We start from the raw sequence: 16,976 nt of genomic DNA, 5'->3' as shown, positions 1-16,976 counted from the left end.
TGCCAAATTAAGCATCCTGGTTATTTGAATTTTCTTCATTTTCCTCGTAAAGTATATCGCGAATTTCCTCAATATCCTCTATAAATTCATATTCATTTGTTGCATCAGTATCTTCTTCTTCCACTTCTTCAAGGTTAAAAATATTATACTCATCAAACTCGTTAAGGCTTGCTGTATCTTCATCTACAACCCCATCAATTCTAATTTCTCTATAGTCTTTAGTGTCTATTCCAAGACATTTTTCGCAGCTATCACAGATTTTAGATGGATCTAAGTCGCAAATATCTAACTCATTATTAAATTCCATAGTACACACTCCCCTTAAATAATCAATACATCTATTTTAATAAAGGTTAAGTATATTGTCTACTAGTTTTATTTTTCCAAATAATATTTATTTTATTAATTTACATAATATTTATTATGTAAATATTATTCACAATATTAAAATTATTAGAAATATATTAATAATATTTGAATATTATTAATATTCTAATAAAACATACTGATTGGTCATTGCTATACTTTGAAAATGTGTGTGTAAATACTTTTTCTAAACTATTTATACTACACTAAAAAAGAACGTAAGTTTTGATTTAGAATTATATCTATGATATAATTACTTAAATAATTGAATGTACATAGTTTAAAATAAAGAAAGGAGATCTTCTATGTCTAATGTAGGTCTAAGCGAAAAGGAACAAATAGTTCTAGATTATATAAGAGATTCAATACAGGATAGGGGTTACCCACCTTCAGTTAGAGAGATCTGTGCTGCCTGCGGATTTAAGAGTACATCTTCTGCTCATGGAGTTATACATTCCCTTGAGAAAAAGGGTGTTGTTCGTAAAGACCCTGTAAAGACTCGTGCACTTGAAATTGTTGAAGATGCAAGGCTTCGTAAAGAAATGGTACATGTTCCTATAGTTGGCGAAGTTGCTGCTGGTGAACCTATTCTTGCTGTTGAGAATATAGTAGATACATTCCCATTACCTATGGAGTATATTAAGAGCAATAAGCAAACCTTCATGCTTCAAGTTAAAGGCTCTAGTATGATAGAAGCTGGTATTAATGATGGGGACCTTTTAATTGTTGAGTCCACTTCTACTGCTAATAACGGAGAAATTGTTGTTGCTTTAATTGAAGATAGTGCAACAGTTAAGCGCTTCTACAAAGAAAAGGATCATATTGTATTAAAGCCTGAGAACTCAGCTATGGATAACATTATAGTTAAAGACTGTGCTATTTTAGGTAAGGCAATTGGACTTTTTAGAACCATGAATTAATAAGATCTACAATATATAAGTTTTCCTACAAAAAACAACCAGCATAAGCTGGTTGTTATTTTTTATTTGCAAAAGGTAACATACATACAATATTAATTAAAAAGTCCCTTATAGCTTGAAGTGACTCTATATGCATTCTCATTTGAATAAATATTGGTTCATATTGTAATTTAAGCTCTGTATGAACTGGAAGTGTAAACTTTTTAATGCTTTTATGCCCTGCGCGGAGCTTATTAACCGTGTACTCTATACTATCATCTAATATCTTGTATTCAAGATTAACATGATTTAAAAGGTTTATATATAGTTCATCTACTTCATCAAAATACTTACATACCTTATTATAGGCATATATTTGCTTATATATATCAAGAAATTTATAACTATTGTCTAAAACTATCTTTTCAAGTTCTAAAAAGATGTTGTAGTATCTAAGTCTTATTGTTTCAAGATATTGTTCTTTTAAGTACCCCCATCCTTCATTTAAGGTCATGTATACACTGTCCTTAATACATTTTCCAACTGAAGGTGCAAATTCATTATTTTCTAGATAGTATGCATTACAGTACGGTTCTATATATTCTCTTGAACTCGCCTGCTCCATTTTCTCCATTTCCTGTTGGAATTCCTTAATTAATATTTCATAGTCTTTATAATAGTTTTTTATGCTATTATAGTACTCTTCAATAGTATCTAAAAACTCTTGATTCTTTGAAGTGATCTGTTTTATAGCTCTTATTTGCTCATCATTCATTTTTCCCACAACCTTATCTAAATATTATCATACTATCTAATATTGGTTATCGTACATAAATATGAATAATATATAGAAAAAGTCCCAGTTTGCACTGGAACTATTGGAAAAATTTATTTAATTTCATTTTTAAGGTTCTTTTTCTTCTCTTGAGCTGAAACAACTACACATGCAACAAGATCTCCTGTAACATTAACTGGTGTTGTTATCATATCTAAAATTCTATCTACACCTGCAATTAATGCTATAGCTTCTAGTGGAAGACCTACAGCTGATAGAACCATTGTCATCATAACAATAACAGTACCAGGTATTGCTGCTGCACCAATTGATGCAAGACCTGCTGTAATCATAACTATTATAAGCTGTGGAAAGCTTAACTCTACACCATAAATTTGTGATATAAAAATAGCACAAGTTGCTTGATATATTGCTCCTCCGTTCATATTAACTGTTGAACCTAAATTAAGTACAAAGTTAGAAACTGTCTTACTTATACCAATTCCCTCTTGAATACACTTCATTGAAATTGGAAGTGTTGCTGCACTACTTGCAGTTGAGAAAGAAAAAATCTGTGCTGGAAGTATCTCTTTAAAGAACTTAACAGGACTCATCTTTCCAACGGTTCTAATTGCTATTGAGAATACTACTATTACCTGAATTAAACATCCAAGTAGTATTACCATTACAAGTTTAAATAGTGTAAAAATGATAGCAGACCCATTAGTTGCTACTACTTCTGTAATTAATGCAAAAACAGCAATAGGTGCAACCCTCATTATAATACCAACTATTCTATACATGATTTCTGCAAATGAAACAAATAGCTGCTTTACGTTATCTACCTTAGTACCTATTATATTAATAGCTATTCCTATGAAAGCACCAAAAACAATAATTTGAAGTGTATTACCTTCAGCTAGTGCCTTAATAGGGTTAGATGGGACTATGTCTACTATAAGTTTAGCAATAGATGATGCCTCAGTAACTTGCCCCTGTGGTATAGGCATATTAATACCAACACCTGGCTTAATAAGCATAGCAAGTGTAATAGCTATAGAAGCTGCTATTAACGTTGACCCTATATAGTATGTAAGAGCCTTTCGTCCAAGGAATCCAAGTCTATTCATATCCCCTACACCTGTAATACTATTAATTAGTGTAGCAAGAATCAGTGGAACTATAACCATCTTCATTAAGTTAAGGAATATGGCTCCTATTGGTGATATAACACTTCTTAAAAATCCATCGAAGTGGAATGTATTAATTACTAACCCTAGAACAACACCAAGAATAAGTCCTGTGAAAATTCTAGCTGAAAAACTCATTTTCTTCATTTGTGTACCTCCTAAACCTAATCTAGTTATTTAAATGTGTATTTGAACATACACATATATTTTAGAACCCATGTATACAATTATTATTGGCCACTCGAACATTTTACTACATAATTCGACAATGTTCAAACCATATTATTACTTTTAAGAAATATATAATTACTTAACTATATATAGGTTATCCAAAATTCTAAAAAAAATAAACGATAGTAAAAAATTACTATCGTTTATTTTTATTTTATAAAGCCTAGGGCTTTAAGTACCTTTTCTGCGATTTTTCTCTCTACTCCCTTATATGGGAATGAATGAATATGAATAGCAGGATTAAAATTAAGCTCAATAATTGCATAATTTGAGTTTTCGTCTTTAAAATCCTCTATCATAAGATCTACTCCACATATAGTAGCATCAACTGCCTTAGATGCTTTAACTGCTATATCTTTAAACCTTTGAGGCATTTCATCTGTATAGTCAATACTATCTCCACCTGTACTTATATTAGAGTTTTCTCGTAAATAAACAACCTCATCCATAGCTGGTACATAGTTCGGTGTTTTGCCAAACTGGGCTAAAAATAATTCAACATGCTTATCTATTTCAATTTTCTCAAGTGGAGTTTTATATCCCTTTGAGCGAAGATAACTCTTATTCTTCTCCTCTACAAGGGTAGTAATACTATCTACTCCATTTCCTATTACATTAGCAGGAACCCTATTAAGTACCCCTATTGCCTCATCTTCAACAACTAGGAATCTAAATTCTTTCCCTTTAATGAACTCCTCTACAAGAACAGTATTATCCTTACTAAAAGCAATTTCAAAAGCCTTTTTAATGTCATCTTTATTAGCACCATCTGGGAAAATACTTATTCCTATTCCAAAATTAGTTCCCTTTGGCTTTATAACTATAGGCTTTCTAGTAAACTTATAAATAGACCCTAATGCATCATCAATTGATGTATATTCAAATCCATCTGGAACCCTAATATTATGCTTACGAAGAACCTTTTTAGTTACAACCTTATTCTCCATCATAAGAATTGTTGCAAAGCTATCAAGTGATGTTTCTGTAGCCTGCTTTACATATTCTATTTTATTCTTATCTGAAAGTGTAATAAAATTCTCAGTTCTATCTATAATATCAACCTTAATTCCCCTTTTTATAGCTTCCTTCATAAGAATTTGAGTTGAAAGTTCTAAGTCCTCATATCCAACCATTTTAAAACGGTTCTTATAACTACTTTCTTTATAGTCCTTAGCAAGTGATATATTAGAATGTAAATACCCTTTATTTATACTTTCTTCAATAACCTTAACAGAAGGCAATGTAGATGGATTAATAATTTTGTTCTTAGCCTCATCTATAACAAGGTCCTCTTTAAGTTCAAGATATTGATTCATCTCTTCAATTTCACTTATTACCTCAAGTAGATAATCCTTAGCTAAGATTTTTTCTCCGTCCTTTTTAAGGAATACATCACTACATCCATGTCTTGCTATTAACCTTTGGTTGTATAGAGCCTCTTCCTGCCACATCTTGTAGCTTTTTTCTTCTTTGACTGTAGTATATAGAATAAATAAATGTATAAGTCTTAAGTCATTATAGCTTATACCTGTTTTTTCAAATGGGTTAATATCGATGCTTCTAACCTCAAGATAATCTATTCCATCCTCAAGAAGAGATTCAAATAACCTAGTATTATCCTTTGCCTTAAGTCTTATCTGACTATAAAGCTCCTTGCTATTATCTATATAATCCTTCTCAATAAAGCTAATAACGCTTTTAATGTGTGATTCTACACTTTTATAGCTTGGATAAAGATCTACTTTATTTTCGTAGCCACATTCAGTATTCCTAAAAGAAATTGCTCCCTTTGTTGAATAATCTTCACTGTTAATTAGCTTTAAGTCATTACTACATACGCTTTTATAGCTTTCATGTATAACAGGAGCTGCACCAAGTAGATAAATTAAAAACCATCTATATCTTAAATAATTTCTTGTTATCTTAAGATAAAAATTATTCTTAAATACTTTAAAGCTCTCTCCTGTATTTAAATGGTTATAAATCTTTCTTATAAACTCATCTTTAAATGAGAAATTATAATGTATACCAGAAATAAGCTGCTTTTTGCCGCCGTATCTTTTTAGTAGTGATGCCCTATAGTTATATCTTTCAGTCCCATCAATACTATCTCCAAAATCAGCAATTGGAATTGCTCCCTCATCTTTAATATAACATGGCATTGACTGTGGCCATAAATACTCACCTTCAAGCGAATTAGCTACTATATCATATAGTACTTCAAGAAAATCGTGGGTATCCTTTAATGATGAAAATATAGGAGTTACCATCTCTACTTGACTCTCGGAAAAATCAGTTGTAATATAAGGATTTTCTATTTTCTCCCCAAAATCCTTTGGATGCTTAGTTAGTGCTAAGTATCCATTACCATCAACCCTAAGTGCTTCCCTTTCTATTCCAAAGTTTCCCTCTAATAATTCTTCCTTGTTAAATAGACTTTTATATATATTTAACATCCGTCACCTTCCACACTTTAAATTTCTAGTTTACTTAATATTAGTTATGATTTCATATCTAATATTCAATACTAATTATTCTAATACATATTTGGTAAATTTACCATAGTTACATAGAAAAAAGCCTAAATAGAATTATTCCACTTAGGCTTTAGATTTACTTATTATTAAGTACGTTACTAAGACCTATCATAACACCTGTTTTACCATGGTCAAATGTAAGTCCACCCTGCATATATGCTATATAAGGCTCTCTTATAGGTCCATCTGCACTAAGTTCTATTGAAGAACCTTGATTAAAGGCACCTGCTGCCATTATAACCTCACTTGTATAACCTGGCATCTCCCATGGTTCACATTCAACAAATGAATCTACTGGGGAACCTTTTTGGATTCCCTTACAGAAGTTAATTAAATCCTTTGGATTACCAAACTTTATAGCCTGGATAATGTCACTTCTCTTGTCAAACGCACCAGGACATACTTCATAGCCACATATCTCCATAACTCTTCCACAGAATATTGCTGTTTTAAGAGCCTCTGCTGTTACATGTGGAGCATGGAATAATCCCTGAATCATATATCTTATAGCACCAAGAGTTGCCCCTGCTTCCTTCCCAATTCCTGGAGAAGTTAGTCTATAAGAAGCCTGCTCTACATACTTACTCTTACCTACAATATATCCACCTGTTGGTGCAATTCCGCCACCTATGTTTTTTATAAGTGAACCTGCAATCATGTCTACCCCAACATCAGTTGGCTCTAGAACATCTAGGAATTCTCCATAGCAGTTGTCAACAAACACTATAACATCTTCACGAACAGCCTTTATAGCCTCAGTTGCTTGTTTAATTTCTTCAATAGTAAATGAAGGTCTATATCCATAGCCTGTTGATCTTTGCATACCTACAATTTTAATTGAAGGGTCATTTTTAAGCATTTCAACGCTTTTTTCAATATCTATCTTATTATTAACAAGTGCAACCTCTTCATATCCAATACCGAATTCCTTAAGTGAACCACAATTCTCACCTTCAACTCCAATTACTTGAAGTAGTGTGTCATATGGAGTACCTGTTATGTACATAAGTTTATCATTAGGTCTTAAATTACCTGTTAGAGCAAGTGTTATAGCATGTGTTCCTGATATAACATTTGGTCTAACTAATGCATCCTCTGCATTAAAAACCTTAGCATAAATAGCCTCAAGTGCTTCACGTCCTATATCACCATATCCATATCCTGTTGAATGGGTAAAGTGGTTATCACTTAGACGTACACTTTGCATTGCCTTTAACACCTTATTTTGGTTGTATTCTCTTATTTCATCTATATCCTTAAATACAGGCTCTATATCATTAAGAGCTTTCTCTGAAATATTTAGTACTTCATCGCTTATATTAAAATTAGTCTTTAAAAAGTCCTTAGTTACTGATAACATTTTATCCTCCTAGTAATACGCTTTATCTAAATAATTTTAGCATAAAAGCTAAAACCCTTCTACACTCAATAAATGTAGAAGGGAATATTTATTAATACTAAAGTTTATAACTCTCTATTAATATCTATTGGTTATTGTAAAGAACAGGCTTAGCCGGTGTAATAGTTGAAATAGCATGCTTATAAACCATAGTTTGCTTTTCATCTACTTCAAGAATAACTGTAAAGTTATCAAACCCCTTTACATAACCTTTTAGTTGAAATCCATTTACAATATGTACCGTTACCTGAATTTTGTTTTTTCTAGCTTGGTTTAAGAATACATCTTGTAAGTTATTTGAAGTTTTGTTCATGGGTATCATCCTCCAGAATATAGTACTTTTATACATTATTCTATATTTGTTTGAAATCTCCTTCAATACAAGACAGAATATTTTTAATTAGGTCATTTTTTTCTATTTGTTCATCTGTATTAATCCATTTAATACGTTTGTCTTTTCTAAACCATGTTAACTGCCTTTTTGCATATCTTCTACTGCTTTGCTTAATATAATCTATAACCTCATTTAGCGACATCTTCCCATTAAGGTAATCTATAACTTCCTTATAGCCTATTGCCTGCATAGAAATCATATCCTCTGTATAACCCATGTTAAGAAGTTTTTGAACCTCCTCAACAAGTCCCTTATTAAACATTATGTCCACTCTTTGGTTAATTCTATCATAAAGCTTTTCACGGTCCATATTAAGTGCAAAGTATGATAAATTATAATCAATATCCCTCTCCTTAGATTCTTTTTGGATTTCAGATATTGTTTTTCCTTTAATTTTATATACCTCAAGTGCTCTTATAACCCTCTTAATATCATTTGGGTATAATCTTTTATAAGACTCTTCATCAACATCCTTTAGCATACTGTGAAGATATTCATTTCCCTTTTCTTCAGCTATAGCTTCAAGCTGCTTTCTGTACTCTGCATCCTCTTCTCGTCCTGAAAAGTCTAGTGCATATGTTAAAGAATTAATATAAAGGCCTGTTCCCCCAACAACAATTGGGGTTTTACCTCTTGATATAATATCATCTATATAATTTCCTGCTCTTTCACGGAACAATGCAACACTAAATTCAACATCAGGAGTAACCTCATCTATCATATAGTGTTTAATTCCATCCATTTCTTCCTCTGAAATCTTAGCAGTACCTATATCCATATACTTATAAACCTGCATAGAGTCAGCAGATATTATCTCCCCATTAATTCTTTTAGCAATTTCTATAGATAAGGAAGTTTTCCCCGAAGCAGTTGGTCCTGCTATAATTACTAAATTCTTTTTCATATATCTCACCTATTGAATTCTTTTAAATTTTTTCTCAAGTTCTGTTAATCCCATTTTAATAATAGTAGGTCTTCCATGTGGACATGTATATGGGCTATTACATTTAGATAGATTATTAAGTAATACTTCTATCTCCACTTCCTTAAGAGAATCTCCTGCCTTAACAGCTGACCTACATGCCATTGAATATATTATCTTATCTATACAGGAGCTTTTTTTGTCACTAAGCATAGAAACATCATCTAATATCTCATTAAATAATTCCTTAGAACTAGGATTACCATATAGAAGAGGAACTTCCCTGATTGAAATAGCATTTCCTCCAAAGTCCTCAATAGTAAATCCTATTCTTGAAAACATTTCGATATTAGCCATAACTATCTGCTTCTCACTAATTGAAAGGGTTTCAACAAGTGGAACAAGTAAGGGCTGTGACTTAATTGAGAACTTTTCAAATTCACTTTGATACTTCTCATAGAAGATCCTCTCATGTGCAGCATGTTGATCTATTATATACATTCCATCATTTCCCTCAGCAATAATAAAGGTAAGCCCTATTTGACCAACTATTCTAAGCTTTGGAAGTCTATTATTTTCTTCAGGACTTGGAACCTGTTCATATACATATATAGGCTCATTAGTAGAGGTTTTAGCTTGTTCGAACATTTGTTCTGACTCCTTAAAAACCCCACTTAAGCCTTTGTTTTCAGTGTTATTATTTATAACCTCAGTTTTTTGAAGAGGCTTTTCCTCATATTCTAAGGTTTTAACATATATATTATTAGATATATTCTCTACACTGCTAATAGGCTTTATATATTCTTCTTCTATTTTCCTATATTCAGCCCTATTTATATAATCATTAGTAGATATTGAGGATCTTTTAGCTTCCTCTACTGTAGCAATTGGCTCCGCATCTGGCACAGCCTCTATTACAGCATTGTAGTTAATACTTCCTTGAACATAATTAACATTATCCTTATAGGTTTCTGTTTTATATACGTCCTCTATATCTATTTCATCCTGAAGAACAACCTTAATAACCTTAAATAGCTTCTTATAAAGTAGCTGTTCATCCTCAAACTTAATCTCAGCCTTAGTTGGGTGAACATTAACATCAATAAATCTAGGGTCTACACTAATATTAAGTACGAAAAACGGAAACTTATTAATAGGTAGCATAGACTTATATGCCCTCTCTACTGCAGAGGATATAAGGTGACTTTTTATTATTCTTCCATTAACAAATATAATTTCATTTGTTCTATTACCCTTAGTAATAGCAGAATTACCTATATAACCTTCAACCTTAACATCCTCATCAAAGTAATTAACCTCCATAAGGTTTTCGTAGGTTTTCTTTCCAAATAATGTTCTTATTGTTCCCTTAAGATCTCCTCTTCCAGTTGTAATGAAAATTATTTTGTCATCTATTTTGTATCTTATAGATACCATTTTATTAGATAATGCTATTTTTTCAGCTAAATCTGTTATAGCTGAAAGTTCCCTAGATGTAGACTTTAAAAACTTAAGTCTTGCAGGTGTATTATAGAATATATCCCTAACAGTTATACTTGTGCCATTAATGCTCCCAGCACTATGGGATTCTATTACCTTGCCACCTTCTATATATATTCTAGTACCTACTTGAGAATCTTTTTGTTTAGTAATCATCTCAACCTTACTTATAGCAGCTATACTAGATAATGCCTCTCCTCTGAAACCAAGGCTATTAATACACTCTATATCACTAATAGAAGTAATCTTACTTGTAGCATGTCTTAAAAAGGCTACCTTAGTATCCTCTTCACTAAGACCACATCCATTATCAGTTATTCTAATAAATGAAAGTGGGTCCTTTTTAACCTCTATAGTAATTTCAGTAGCACCTGAGTCTATAGAATTCTCTACAAGTTCTTTAACTATTGAAAGAGGACGCTCTACAACCTCACCTGCTGCTATTTTATTTATTGTTTTTTCATCTAGGACATTAATAATTTTCATAACATCACCTATCTATTTTTTAAGTTTTTCCTTTAGTTTATAAATATAATTCATAGCATCTAGTGGAGTCATATTTATAATATCAAGATTCTCGATTTCCTTAAGTACTTGCTTTTCTTTTTTAGTTATAACATCATCAACATCTATAGCAGTTTCTATGTCTGTTTCACTATCCATTTCAAATAATGATATTTGTCTTTTATCCTTTGGCTTATCCTCTTCCCTAGCTGATGGTCTACATCCAATATGATTCTCCTCAAGCTTTATAAGAAGCGCCTTAGAAAGTTCTATAACTTCTTCTGGAAGTCCTGCAAGCTTTGCAACCTGAACTCCATAACTCTTATCTGCACCACCTTCAACGATTTTGCGAAGGAAGATAATATCTTCTCCATGTTCCTTAACAGATATAGAGTAGTTCTTAACTCCTGAGATAATATTCTCAAGTTCTGTAAGTTCATGATAATGGGTTGCAAACAATGTTTTAGCCCCTATTTTACGGGATATATAGTCTACAACTGCCCAGGCAATGCTAAGACCGTCATAGGTACTAGTTCCACGTCCTACCTCATCTAATATAACAAGGCTCTTCTTAGTTGCATTACCTAATATATTAGATACCTCAGACATTTCAACCATAAAGGTACTTTGACCTAGTGATAAATCATCTGATGCACCTATTCTTGTAAATATTCTATCTACAATACCTATAATAGCACTTTCTGCTGGAACAAAGCATCCTATCTGTGCCATAAGGGTAATTAATGCTACTTGCCTCATATAGGTAGACTTACCTGCCATATTAGGTCCTGTAATTATAGATATATTGTCTGACTGATTATTAAGTAGAGTTGAATTAGGTACAAATAAAGAATCTATAACCCTTTCAACTACTGGGTGACGCCCTTCCTTAATATCTATAACATCTTCTTCATTAACAATAGGTTTAATATACCCATTTTCAAATGAAACATCCGAAAATGATAATAATGCATCTATTGTTGCTATAGTCTTAGCTGTTTTAAGAATTCTCTCTATATGACCTGATAAGGTTTCCCTAATCTCAGTATATATATCGTATTCAATTACCTTTATCTTCTCTTCAGCACCTAGAACCTTCTCTTCGATTGTTTTAAGTTCCTCAGTAATATATCTTTCACAGTTTGCTAGGGTTTGCTTTCTTATATATCTATTTTCAGGTACAAGTGATAAATTCGACTTTGTAACCTCAATATAATAACCAAAGACCTTATTAAAGCTAACCTTAAGTGATTTGATTCCTGTTTCTTCCTTCTCACGGGACTCTATATCCATAATCCACTGCTTACCCATATCCATTGCCTCTCTTAAAGAGTCAACTTCTTCTGAGTAACCTGTTTTAATTATATTTCCATCCTTTATTTGAATAGATGGACTATCCATAATAGAATCATCTATAATCCTATGAATATCACTTAAATCATCAAATGAATCATGCATTTCAAGTAGAGCCATTGATTTACACTTAGATAGGGACTCCTTAATAAGTGGAAGCATTTCAAGTGAGCCCTTAAGTGACACAAGATCCTTTGGCATAACTGAGCCTGAGGATATTTTACTTGTAATTCTCTCAATATCATAAACTCCACCTAAAAACTCTTTAAAGTCTCCTGCTGCATTAAGATTATCAATAAACTCCTCAACAACCTCAAGTCTTAGGTTAATCTCATCTATTTTTATTAATGGTTCCTCTATCCACTTTCGAAGTAGTCTTCCACCCATTGGAGTTTTAGTTCTATCAAGAACCCCAATTAATGAACCTTTTTTAGAGCCTCCTCTAATAGTTTCAGTAAGCTCTAAATTTCTTCTTGAAGAGGAATCTAGCATCATATAGTTTTCAATAGAGTATCTATTAACTAATAAAATGTGGTTTAAGCTACTCTTTTGAGTTCTTTGAATATAACTATATAAATATGAAGAGGCTACTGTCTCATCCTCATTTAAAGAATTGAATAAAGTATTATCCGCATTCTCTAAACTACCCTCTTCAATATTATTAACAAGTGTCTTAAATCTATTTTTAATTGTTTTCTCAAGTAAAACCTTATTAGAATACTTAGTATTTATAAGAATAAGCTCTGATGGTGTAAACTTAGACATTTCATCAAGTGCCTTAAAATATGTTCCGAATCCACTAGTAGATAAAAACTCACCTGTTGAAATATCACAAAATGCAAGTGAAAATCTATCCTCTAGTACATAAATTGAGGCTATATAATTATTCTTTCTATCCTCTAGTAAATTACTATCTATTAAAGTTCCTGGAGTTACAATTTTTATAACATCTCTTTTAACTATTCCCTTAGCCTTAGACGGGTCCTCAACCTGTTCACATATAGCAACCTTGTAGCCCTTTTCAACTAACCTTGCAATATACCCTTCAGCTGAATGAAATGGAATACCACACATAGGAGCTCTTTTTTCAAGACCACAGTCCCTACCTGTTAAAACAAGTTCTAATTCCCTTGAAGCAGTTTCAGCATCTTCAAAGAACATTTCATAAAAATCCCCTAATCTAAAAAACAATATACAATCTGTATAGTTTTCTTTTATGTCAAAGTATTGCTGCATCATAGGGGTTAGTGCCATAGTTATCACTCCTTTTAGAAAAATCAAGTGCCTTTGAGTATTTTTCAAAGGCACTTATACTTTTTATCTTACTACTTCTATAAATTCTCCAACTAAACTCCACTTTTGAGGCTTAGTTACTTTAACTAGTACAAGCTTTCCAACCATAGACTTGTCCCCATTGTCAAAGTTAACAAGCTTTCCACCTCTAGTTCTTCCAGAAAGCTTAGTAGGATCATTCTTACTTTCACCTTCAACAAGAACCTCTACAATCTTATCCTTATAAGTATTGTTTATTTTAACCGTTGTTCTATTCATTGACTCTACTAATCTATTAAATCTCTCGTGTTTAACCGCATCTTCTACCTGATTATCATACTTAGCTGCAGGAGTACCTTCTCTAATTGAATAGATATAAGTAAATGCTGAATCAAACTCAACTGTTTCAACAAGATCTATTGTTTCGTTAAAGTCCTCTTCAGTTTCCCCAGGGAACCCTACAATAATATCAGTTGTAAAGCTAACACCAGGAATAATCTCTCTTATTTTATTAGCAAGTGATATAAAGTCTTCCTTAGTATATCTTCTATTCATTTGCTTTAATATCTTACTACTTCCTGACTGTACTGGCAGGTGAACCTGTTCACATAGCTTGTCACAGTCCTTAATAGCCTCAATAACATCCAGTGTTAAATCCTTTGGATGTGAAGTCATAAACCTAACTCTTTCAAGACCTTCAACCTCATTAACTCTTCTTAAAAGCTTTGAGAATGTCATATCCTCAAGGTCTTTACCATATGAGTTAACATTTTGGCCAAGTAGAGTAATCTCCTTATAACCTTCACTAACAAGCCCTTCAATCTCACCAATAATAGCCTCTACAGACCTACTTCTCTCACGGCCTCTAGTATATGGAACTATACAATAAGTACAGAAATTGTTACATCCATGCATAATAGTAACAAAAGCCTTCAGTTCACTTTCCCTCTTTATAGGAATATCTTCCCTAATCTCTCCAGCCTCATCCCAAACTTCAATAATACTATGTCCTTGAATAGCATTAGTTAAAAGCTCTGGGAACCTATGAAGATTATGAGTTCCAAATATAATATCAACAAATCGGTATTTTCTCTTAATCTCTTCAGGAACACCCTTTTGCTGCATCATACAACCTGCTATAGCAATAATAATATCCGGTCTTTTACTTTTTAAATGCTTAAGCTCACCTAAGTTACCATAAACCTTAAGCTCTGCATTCTCTCTAACGCAGCAAGTATTAAATATAATAACATCAGCCTCGTCACGGGTATCAGTCTTAGAATAACCCATCCCCTCAAGCATACCAGCCATCTTCTCTGAGTCTTCCTCATTCATCTGGCATCCCCAAGTCTCTATAAAATAAAGCTTACTACATGAATTACATAGCTTATCACTGCTATGTGACTTTCTTTTATCTATTTGAATCAAGTTAATCCACCTTTCTTAAATCTAAATACACCTATATTTCACTCATTATATTATATACTTAACAGCTAAAGAAAAAAAGAGGAGAATTAATCTTGATATTAGCGAAATCTAATAGGGAAGTATATCTTTTTATTACAAGTATTTACTTTTATACATAATATAGTACAATTAATATTGTAGATAAATTAAACTTAAGTAAAACTTATCACAAAATACAAACTATTAAGTTTTTATGTTTGTTTTATTTAATAAAGGACTATATTTAGGAGGATTAATATGTTATTTGACTTTATAACTATTGATTTTGAAATTGCTAATAACAATTATGATAGTGCATGTTCAGTAGGGATAGTTGGCGTTCGTGACTTGAAAATAGTAGATGAATTCTACTCTCTTATAAAACCACCTACTATGGAATTTTCAAAAGAGAATATGGAAATAAATCACATTACTCCTGCTGATATCATAGATTCCCCATCTTTTCCAGAAGTGTGGGAGAATATAAAGCAGTATTTTAGCGGTAATATTATTATCGCTCATAATGCTTCATTTGATATGAGTGTATTAAAAAATTGTCTTAAAAGATACAACATATCAATACCTAATTTTACTTATATCTGTAGCATACCTATTTCTACTAAAGCATGTCGTGGACAAAATATTGGTCGATCTCTTGAATCAAGATGTAAACATTTTGATATTGATATTATTAATCACCATAATGCACTAGATGATTCAAAGTCTTGTGCTAGCTTAGTACTCGCTTCTATATCTAAAACTAACAGAAAGTCGTTTGAATCATTTTGCAGAACATATGCTAGTTTACCTTTTAAGAACTTTATTGACCTTGAAGAAAGAACCACCTTTCCTAATAAAACTAAGGGAAAAAGTAAATTTAATAACGTTAATATATCGGAGGTAGTTGCTACAGTAGAAAATATAGACTCTTCCCATGAATTTTATAATAAAAACATTGTTTTTACTGGGAACTTAAAAGCTATATCAAGAAAAGATGCAATGAGTGCTGTTGTTAATCTTGGAGGTATTTTAAAAAGTACTGTAAGTAAAAAGACTGATTATCTAATTGTGGGTAAACAAGATGAATCTATAGTTGGATACAAAGGTCGTAGTACTAAAGAGATAAAAGCATCTCAATTAATTAAAGAAGGGTGTAATATTAATATCCTTAAAGAAAATCATTTCTTGGAAGCTTTAAAAAAATAAGACTTTAATTTTTTATAAAAAACAAATATTAAACGAATATGTAAAGGAGTAAATTATGAGAGATTATGATTCTTTAGAATTCAAAAAATTCACTACTAAAGCTGAACTACATAAAGCACTAAACTCTCTTGAAGGAATTATTAATGGAATACTTTTCGATAAAATTAACTCTACCGAAATTGCTGCCCTTAAGCTATGGGTAAATGATTACTCCAATATATTATCTAAAAAACCATATAATGAGCTTTTAGAAATAATTACATCTGCTCTTGATGATAGTATTCTTACTCCAGATGAAGCTGAGGATATTCTATGGGTAGTTAATAATATTAAAAATAGCAAACCATACTTTGACCTTATAACTTCTGATATTCAAATCCTTCAGGGTATTATGCATGGTATTATTTCTGATGGGAAAATATCAGATGATGAGGTGATTTCTCTGAAAGATTGGCTTAATGAAAATGATCATCTAACTGGTATATATCCTTATGATGAATTGTATTCTATAATTCTATCAATAGTTGATGATGGTATTATAACAGATGCCGAAAAAAATCTTCTAAAGGTGTTTTTTAGTGAATTTGTAGATATAGATTCACTTGTAGCTGTTGATCAAGACGAGTTAGCTATGATTAGGGATGAGTTTAATATTGGAGGAATATGTGCAGTATGTCCAGAAGTGAATTTTGAAGGGAAAAACTTTTGCTTTACTGGGAAATCTTCTAAAACTGATAGAAAAAGTTTAGGCGAAATTATATCTGTTCTTAATGGCGCTATGCATAATAATATTTTAAAGAATACTGACTATCTAATTGTAGGCAATGAAGGTAACCCCTGCTGGGTCTTTTCTTGCTATGGAAGAAAAGTTGAAAAAGCTATAAGCTTAAGAAAAGCTGGCGGTAATATTACTATAGTCCATGAAAATGACTTTTGGGATGCAATAAGTGACTTAGCAAATTAGAGCTTCAATATATCATTA

Annotated in this window: 13 protein-coding genes; 3 read left to right on the top strand and 10 right to left on the bottom strand. The window is 31.8% G+C overall.

Annotated elements, in window-relative coordinates; translation table 11 throughout:
- Positions 1 to 7: 7 nt before the first annotated feature.
- On the bottom strand, positions 8 to 307 hold the full coding sequence (locus tag RR539_RS03305; RefSeq protein ID WP_332483420.1) for a hypothetical protein: 300 nt from the start codon (positions 305 to 307) through the stop codon (positions 8 to 10).
- 364 nt (positions 308 to 671) lie between these two features.
- Here RR539_RS03305 and lexA point away from each other — a divergent pair, with 364 nt between their 5' ends.
- Positions 672 to 1,286 (top strand): transcriptional repressor LexA, encoded by a 615-nt coding sequence (gene lexA, locus RR539_RS03300; RefSeq protein ID WP_332483419.1) that lies wholly within the window; start codon positions 672 to 674, stop codon positions 1,284 to 1,286.
- Between the two features lie 55 nt (positions 1,287 to 1,341).
- On the opposite strand, the gene RR539_RS03295 is transcribed toward lexA, so the two are convergent.
- The 9 genes from RR539_RS03295 to miaB all read right to left on the bottom strand — a co-directional run bounded on the left by RR539_RS03295 (position 1,342) and on the right by miaB (position 14,761).
- Positions 1,342 to 2,040, bottom strand: a complete 699-nt coding sequence (locus tag RR539_RS03295) for a hypothetical protein (protein WP_332500218.1) — start codon at positions 2,038 to 2,040, stop codon at positions 1,342 to 1,344.
- Positions 2,041 to 2,153: 113 nt separating this feature from the next.
- Entirely contained in the window at positions 2,154 to 3,377 is a 1,224-nt protein-coding gene (locus tag RR539_RS03290) for a dicarboxylate/amino acid:cation symporter (RefSeq protein WP_332483417.1), read from the bottom strand.
- A 233-nt stretch (positions 3,378 to 3,610) separates the two neighbouring features.
- On the bottom strand, positions 3,611 to 5,917 hold the full coding sequence (gene gshAB / locus RR539_RS03285) for a bifunctional glutamate--cysteine ligase GshA/glutathione synthetase GshB (protein ID WP_332500217.1): 2,307 nt from the start codon (positions 5,915 to 5,917) through the stop codon (positions 3,611 to 3,613).
- 157 nt (positions 5,918 to 6,074) lie between these two features.
- On the bottom strand, positions 6,075 to 7,358 hold the full coding sequence (locus RR539_RS03280) for a methionine gamma-lyase family protein (protein ID WP_332483415.1): 1,284 nt from the start codon (positions 7,356 to 7,358) through the stop codon (positions 6,075 to 6,077).
- A 124-nt stretch (positions 7,359 to 7,482) separates the two neighbouring features.
- On the bottom strand, positions 7,483 to 7,710 hold the full coding sequence (gene hfq / locus RR539_RS03275) for an RNA chaperone Hfq (RefSeq protein ID WP_332483414.1): 228 nt from the start codon (positions 7,708 to 7,710) through the stop codon (positions 7,483 to 7,485).
- 40 nt (positions 7,711 to 7,750) lie between these two features.
- Complete coding sequence (gene miaA, locus RR539_RS03270; protein WP_332483413.1) at positions 7,751 to 8,695, bottom strand: tRNA (adenosine(37)-N6)-dimethylallyltransferase MiaA; 945 nt, start codon at positions 8,693 to 8,695, stop codon at positions 7,751 to 7,753.
- 9 nt (positions 8,696 to 8,704) lie between these two features.
- The gene (gene mutL / locus RR539_RS03265) at positions 8,705 to 10,699 is read right to left on the bottom strand and encodes a DNA mismatch repair endonuclease MutL (protein WP_332483412.1); all 1,995 of its coding nucleotides are present in this window, start codon (positions 10,697 to 10,699) and stop codon (positions 8,705 to 8,707) included.
- A 12-nt stretch (positions 10,700 to 10,711) separates the two neighbouring features.
- A complete protein-coding gene (mutS, locus tag RR539_RS03260; RefSeq protein WP_332483411.1) occupies positions 10,712 to 13,324 on the bottom strand; it encodes a DNA mismatch repair protein MutS in 2,613 nt (870 codons plus the stop codon).
- A 63-nt stretch (positions 13,325 to 13,387) separates the two neighbouring features.
- Complete coding sequence (gene miaB / locus RR539_RS03255) at positions 13,388 to 14,761, bottom strand: tRNA (N6-isopentenyl adenosine(37)-C2)-methylthiotransferase MiaB (RefSeq protein WP_332500219.1); 1,374 nt, start codon at positions 14,759 to 14,761, stop codon at positions 13,388 to 13,390.
- Between the two features lie 285 nt (positions 14,762 to 15,046).
- Here miaB and RR539_RS03250 point away from each other — a divergent pair, with 285 nt between their 5' ends.
- Together RR539_RS03250 and RR539_RS03245 are read left to right on the top strand one after the other, a co-directional pair.
- Positions 15,047 to 15,994 (top strand): exonuclease domain-containing protein, encoded by a 948-nt coding sequence (locus RR539_RS03250; RefSeq protein WP_332500215.1) that lies wholly within the window; start codon positions 15,047 to 15,049, stop codon positions 15,992 to 15,994.
- Positions 15,995 to 16,049: 55 nt separating this feature from the next.
- Positions 16,050 to 16,958, top strand: a complete 909-nt coding sequence (locus RR539_RS03245) for a BRCT domain-containing protein (RefSeq protein WP_332500214.1) — start codon at positions 16,050 to 16,052, stop codon at positions 16,956 to 16,958.
- Positions 16,959 to 16,976 lie beyond the last annotated feature (18 nt).

The sequence above is a fragment of the Clostridium sp. genome (assembly GCF_036639235.1).
Classification (GTDB): domain Bacteria; phylum Bacillota; class Clostridia; order Clostridiales; family Caloramatoraceae; genus Clostridium_AB.
Note: the sequence above shows the minus strand (reverse complement) of the source record. Positions and strands in the feature narration are given on the sequence as shown.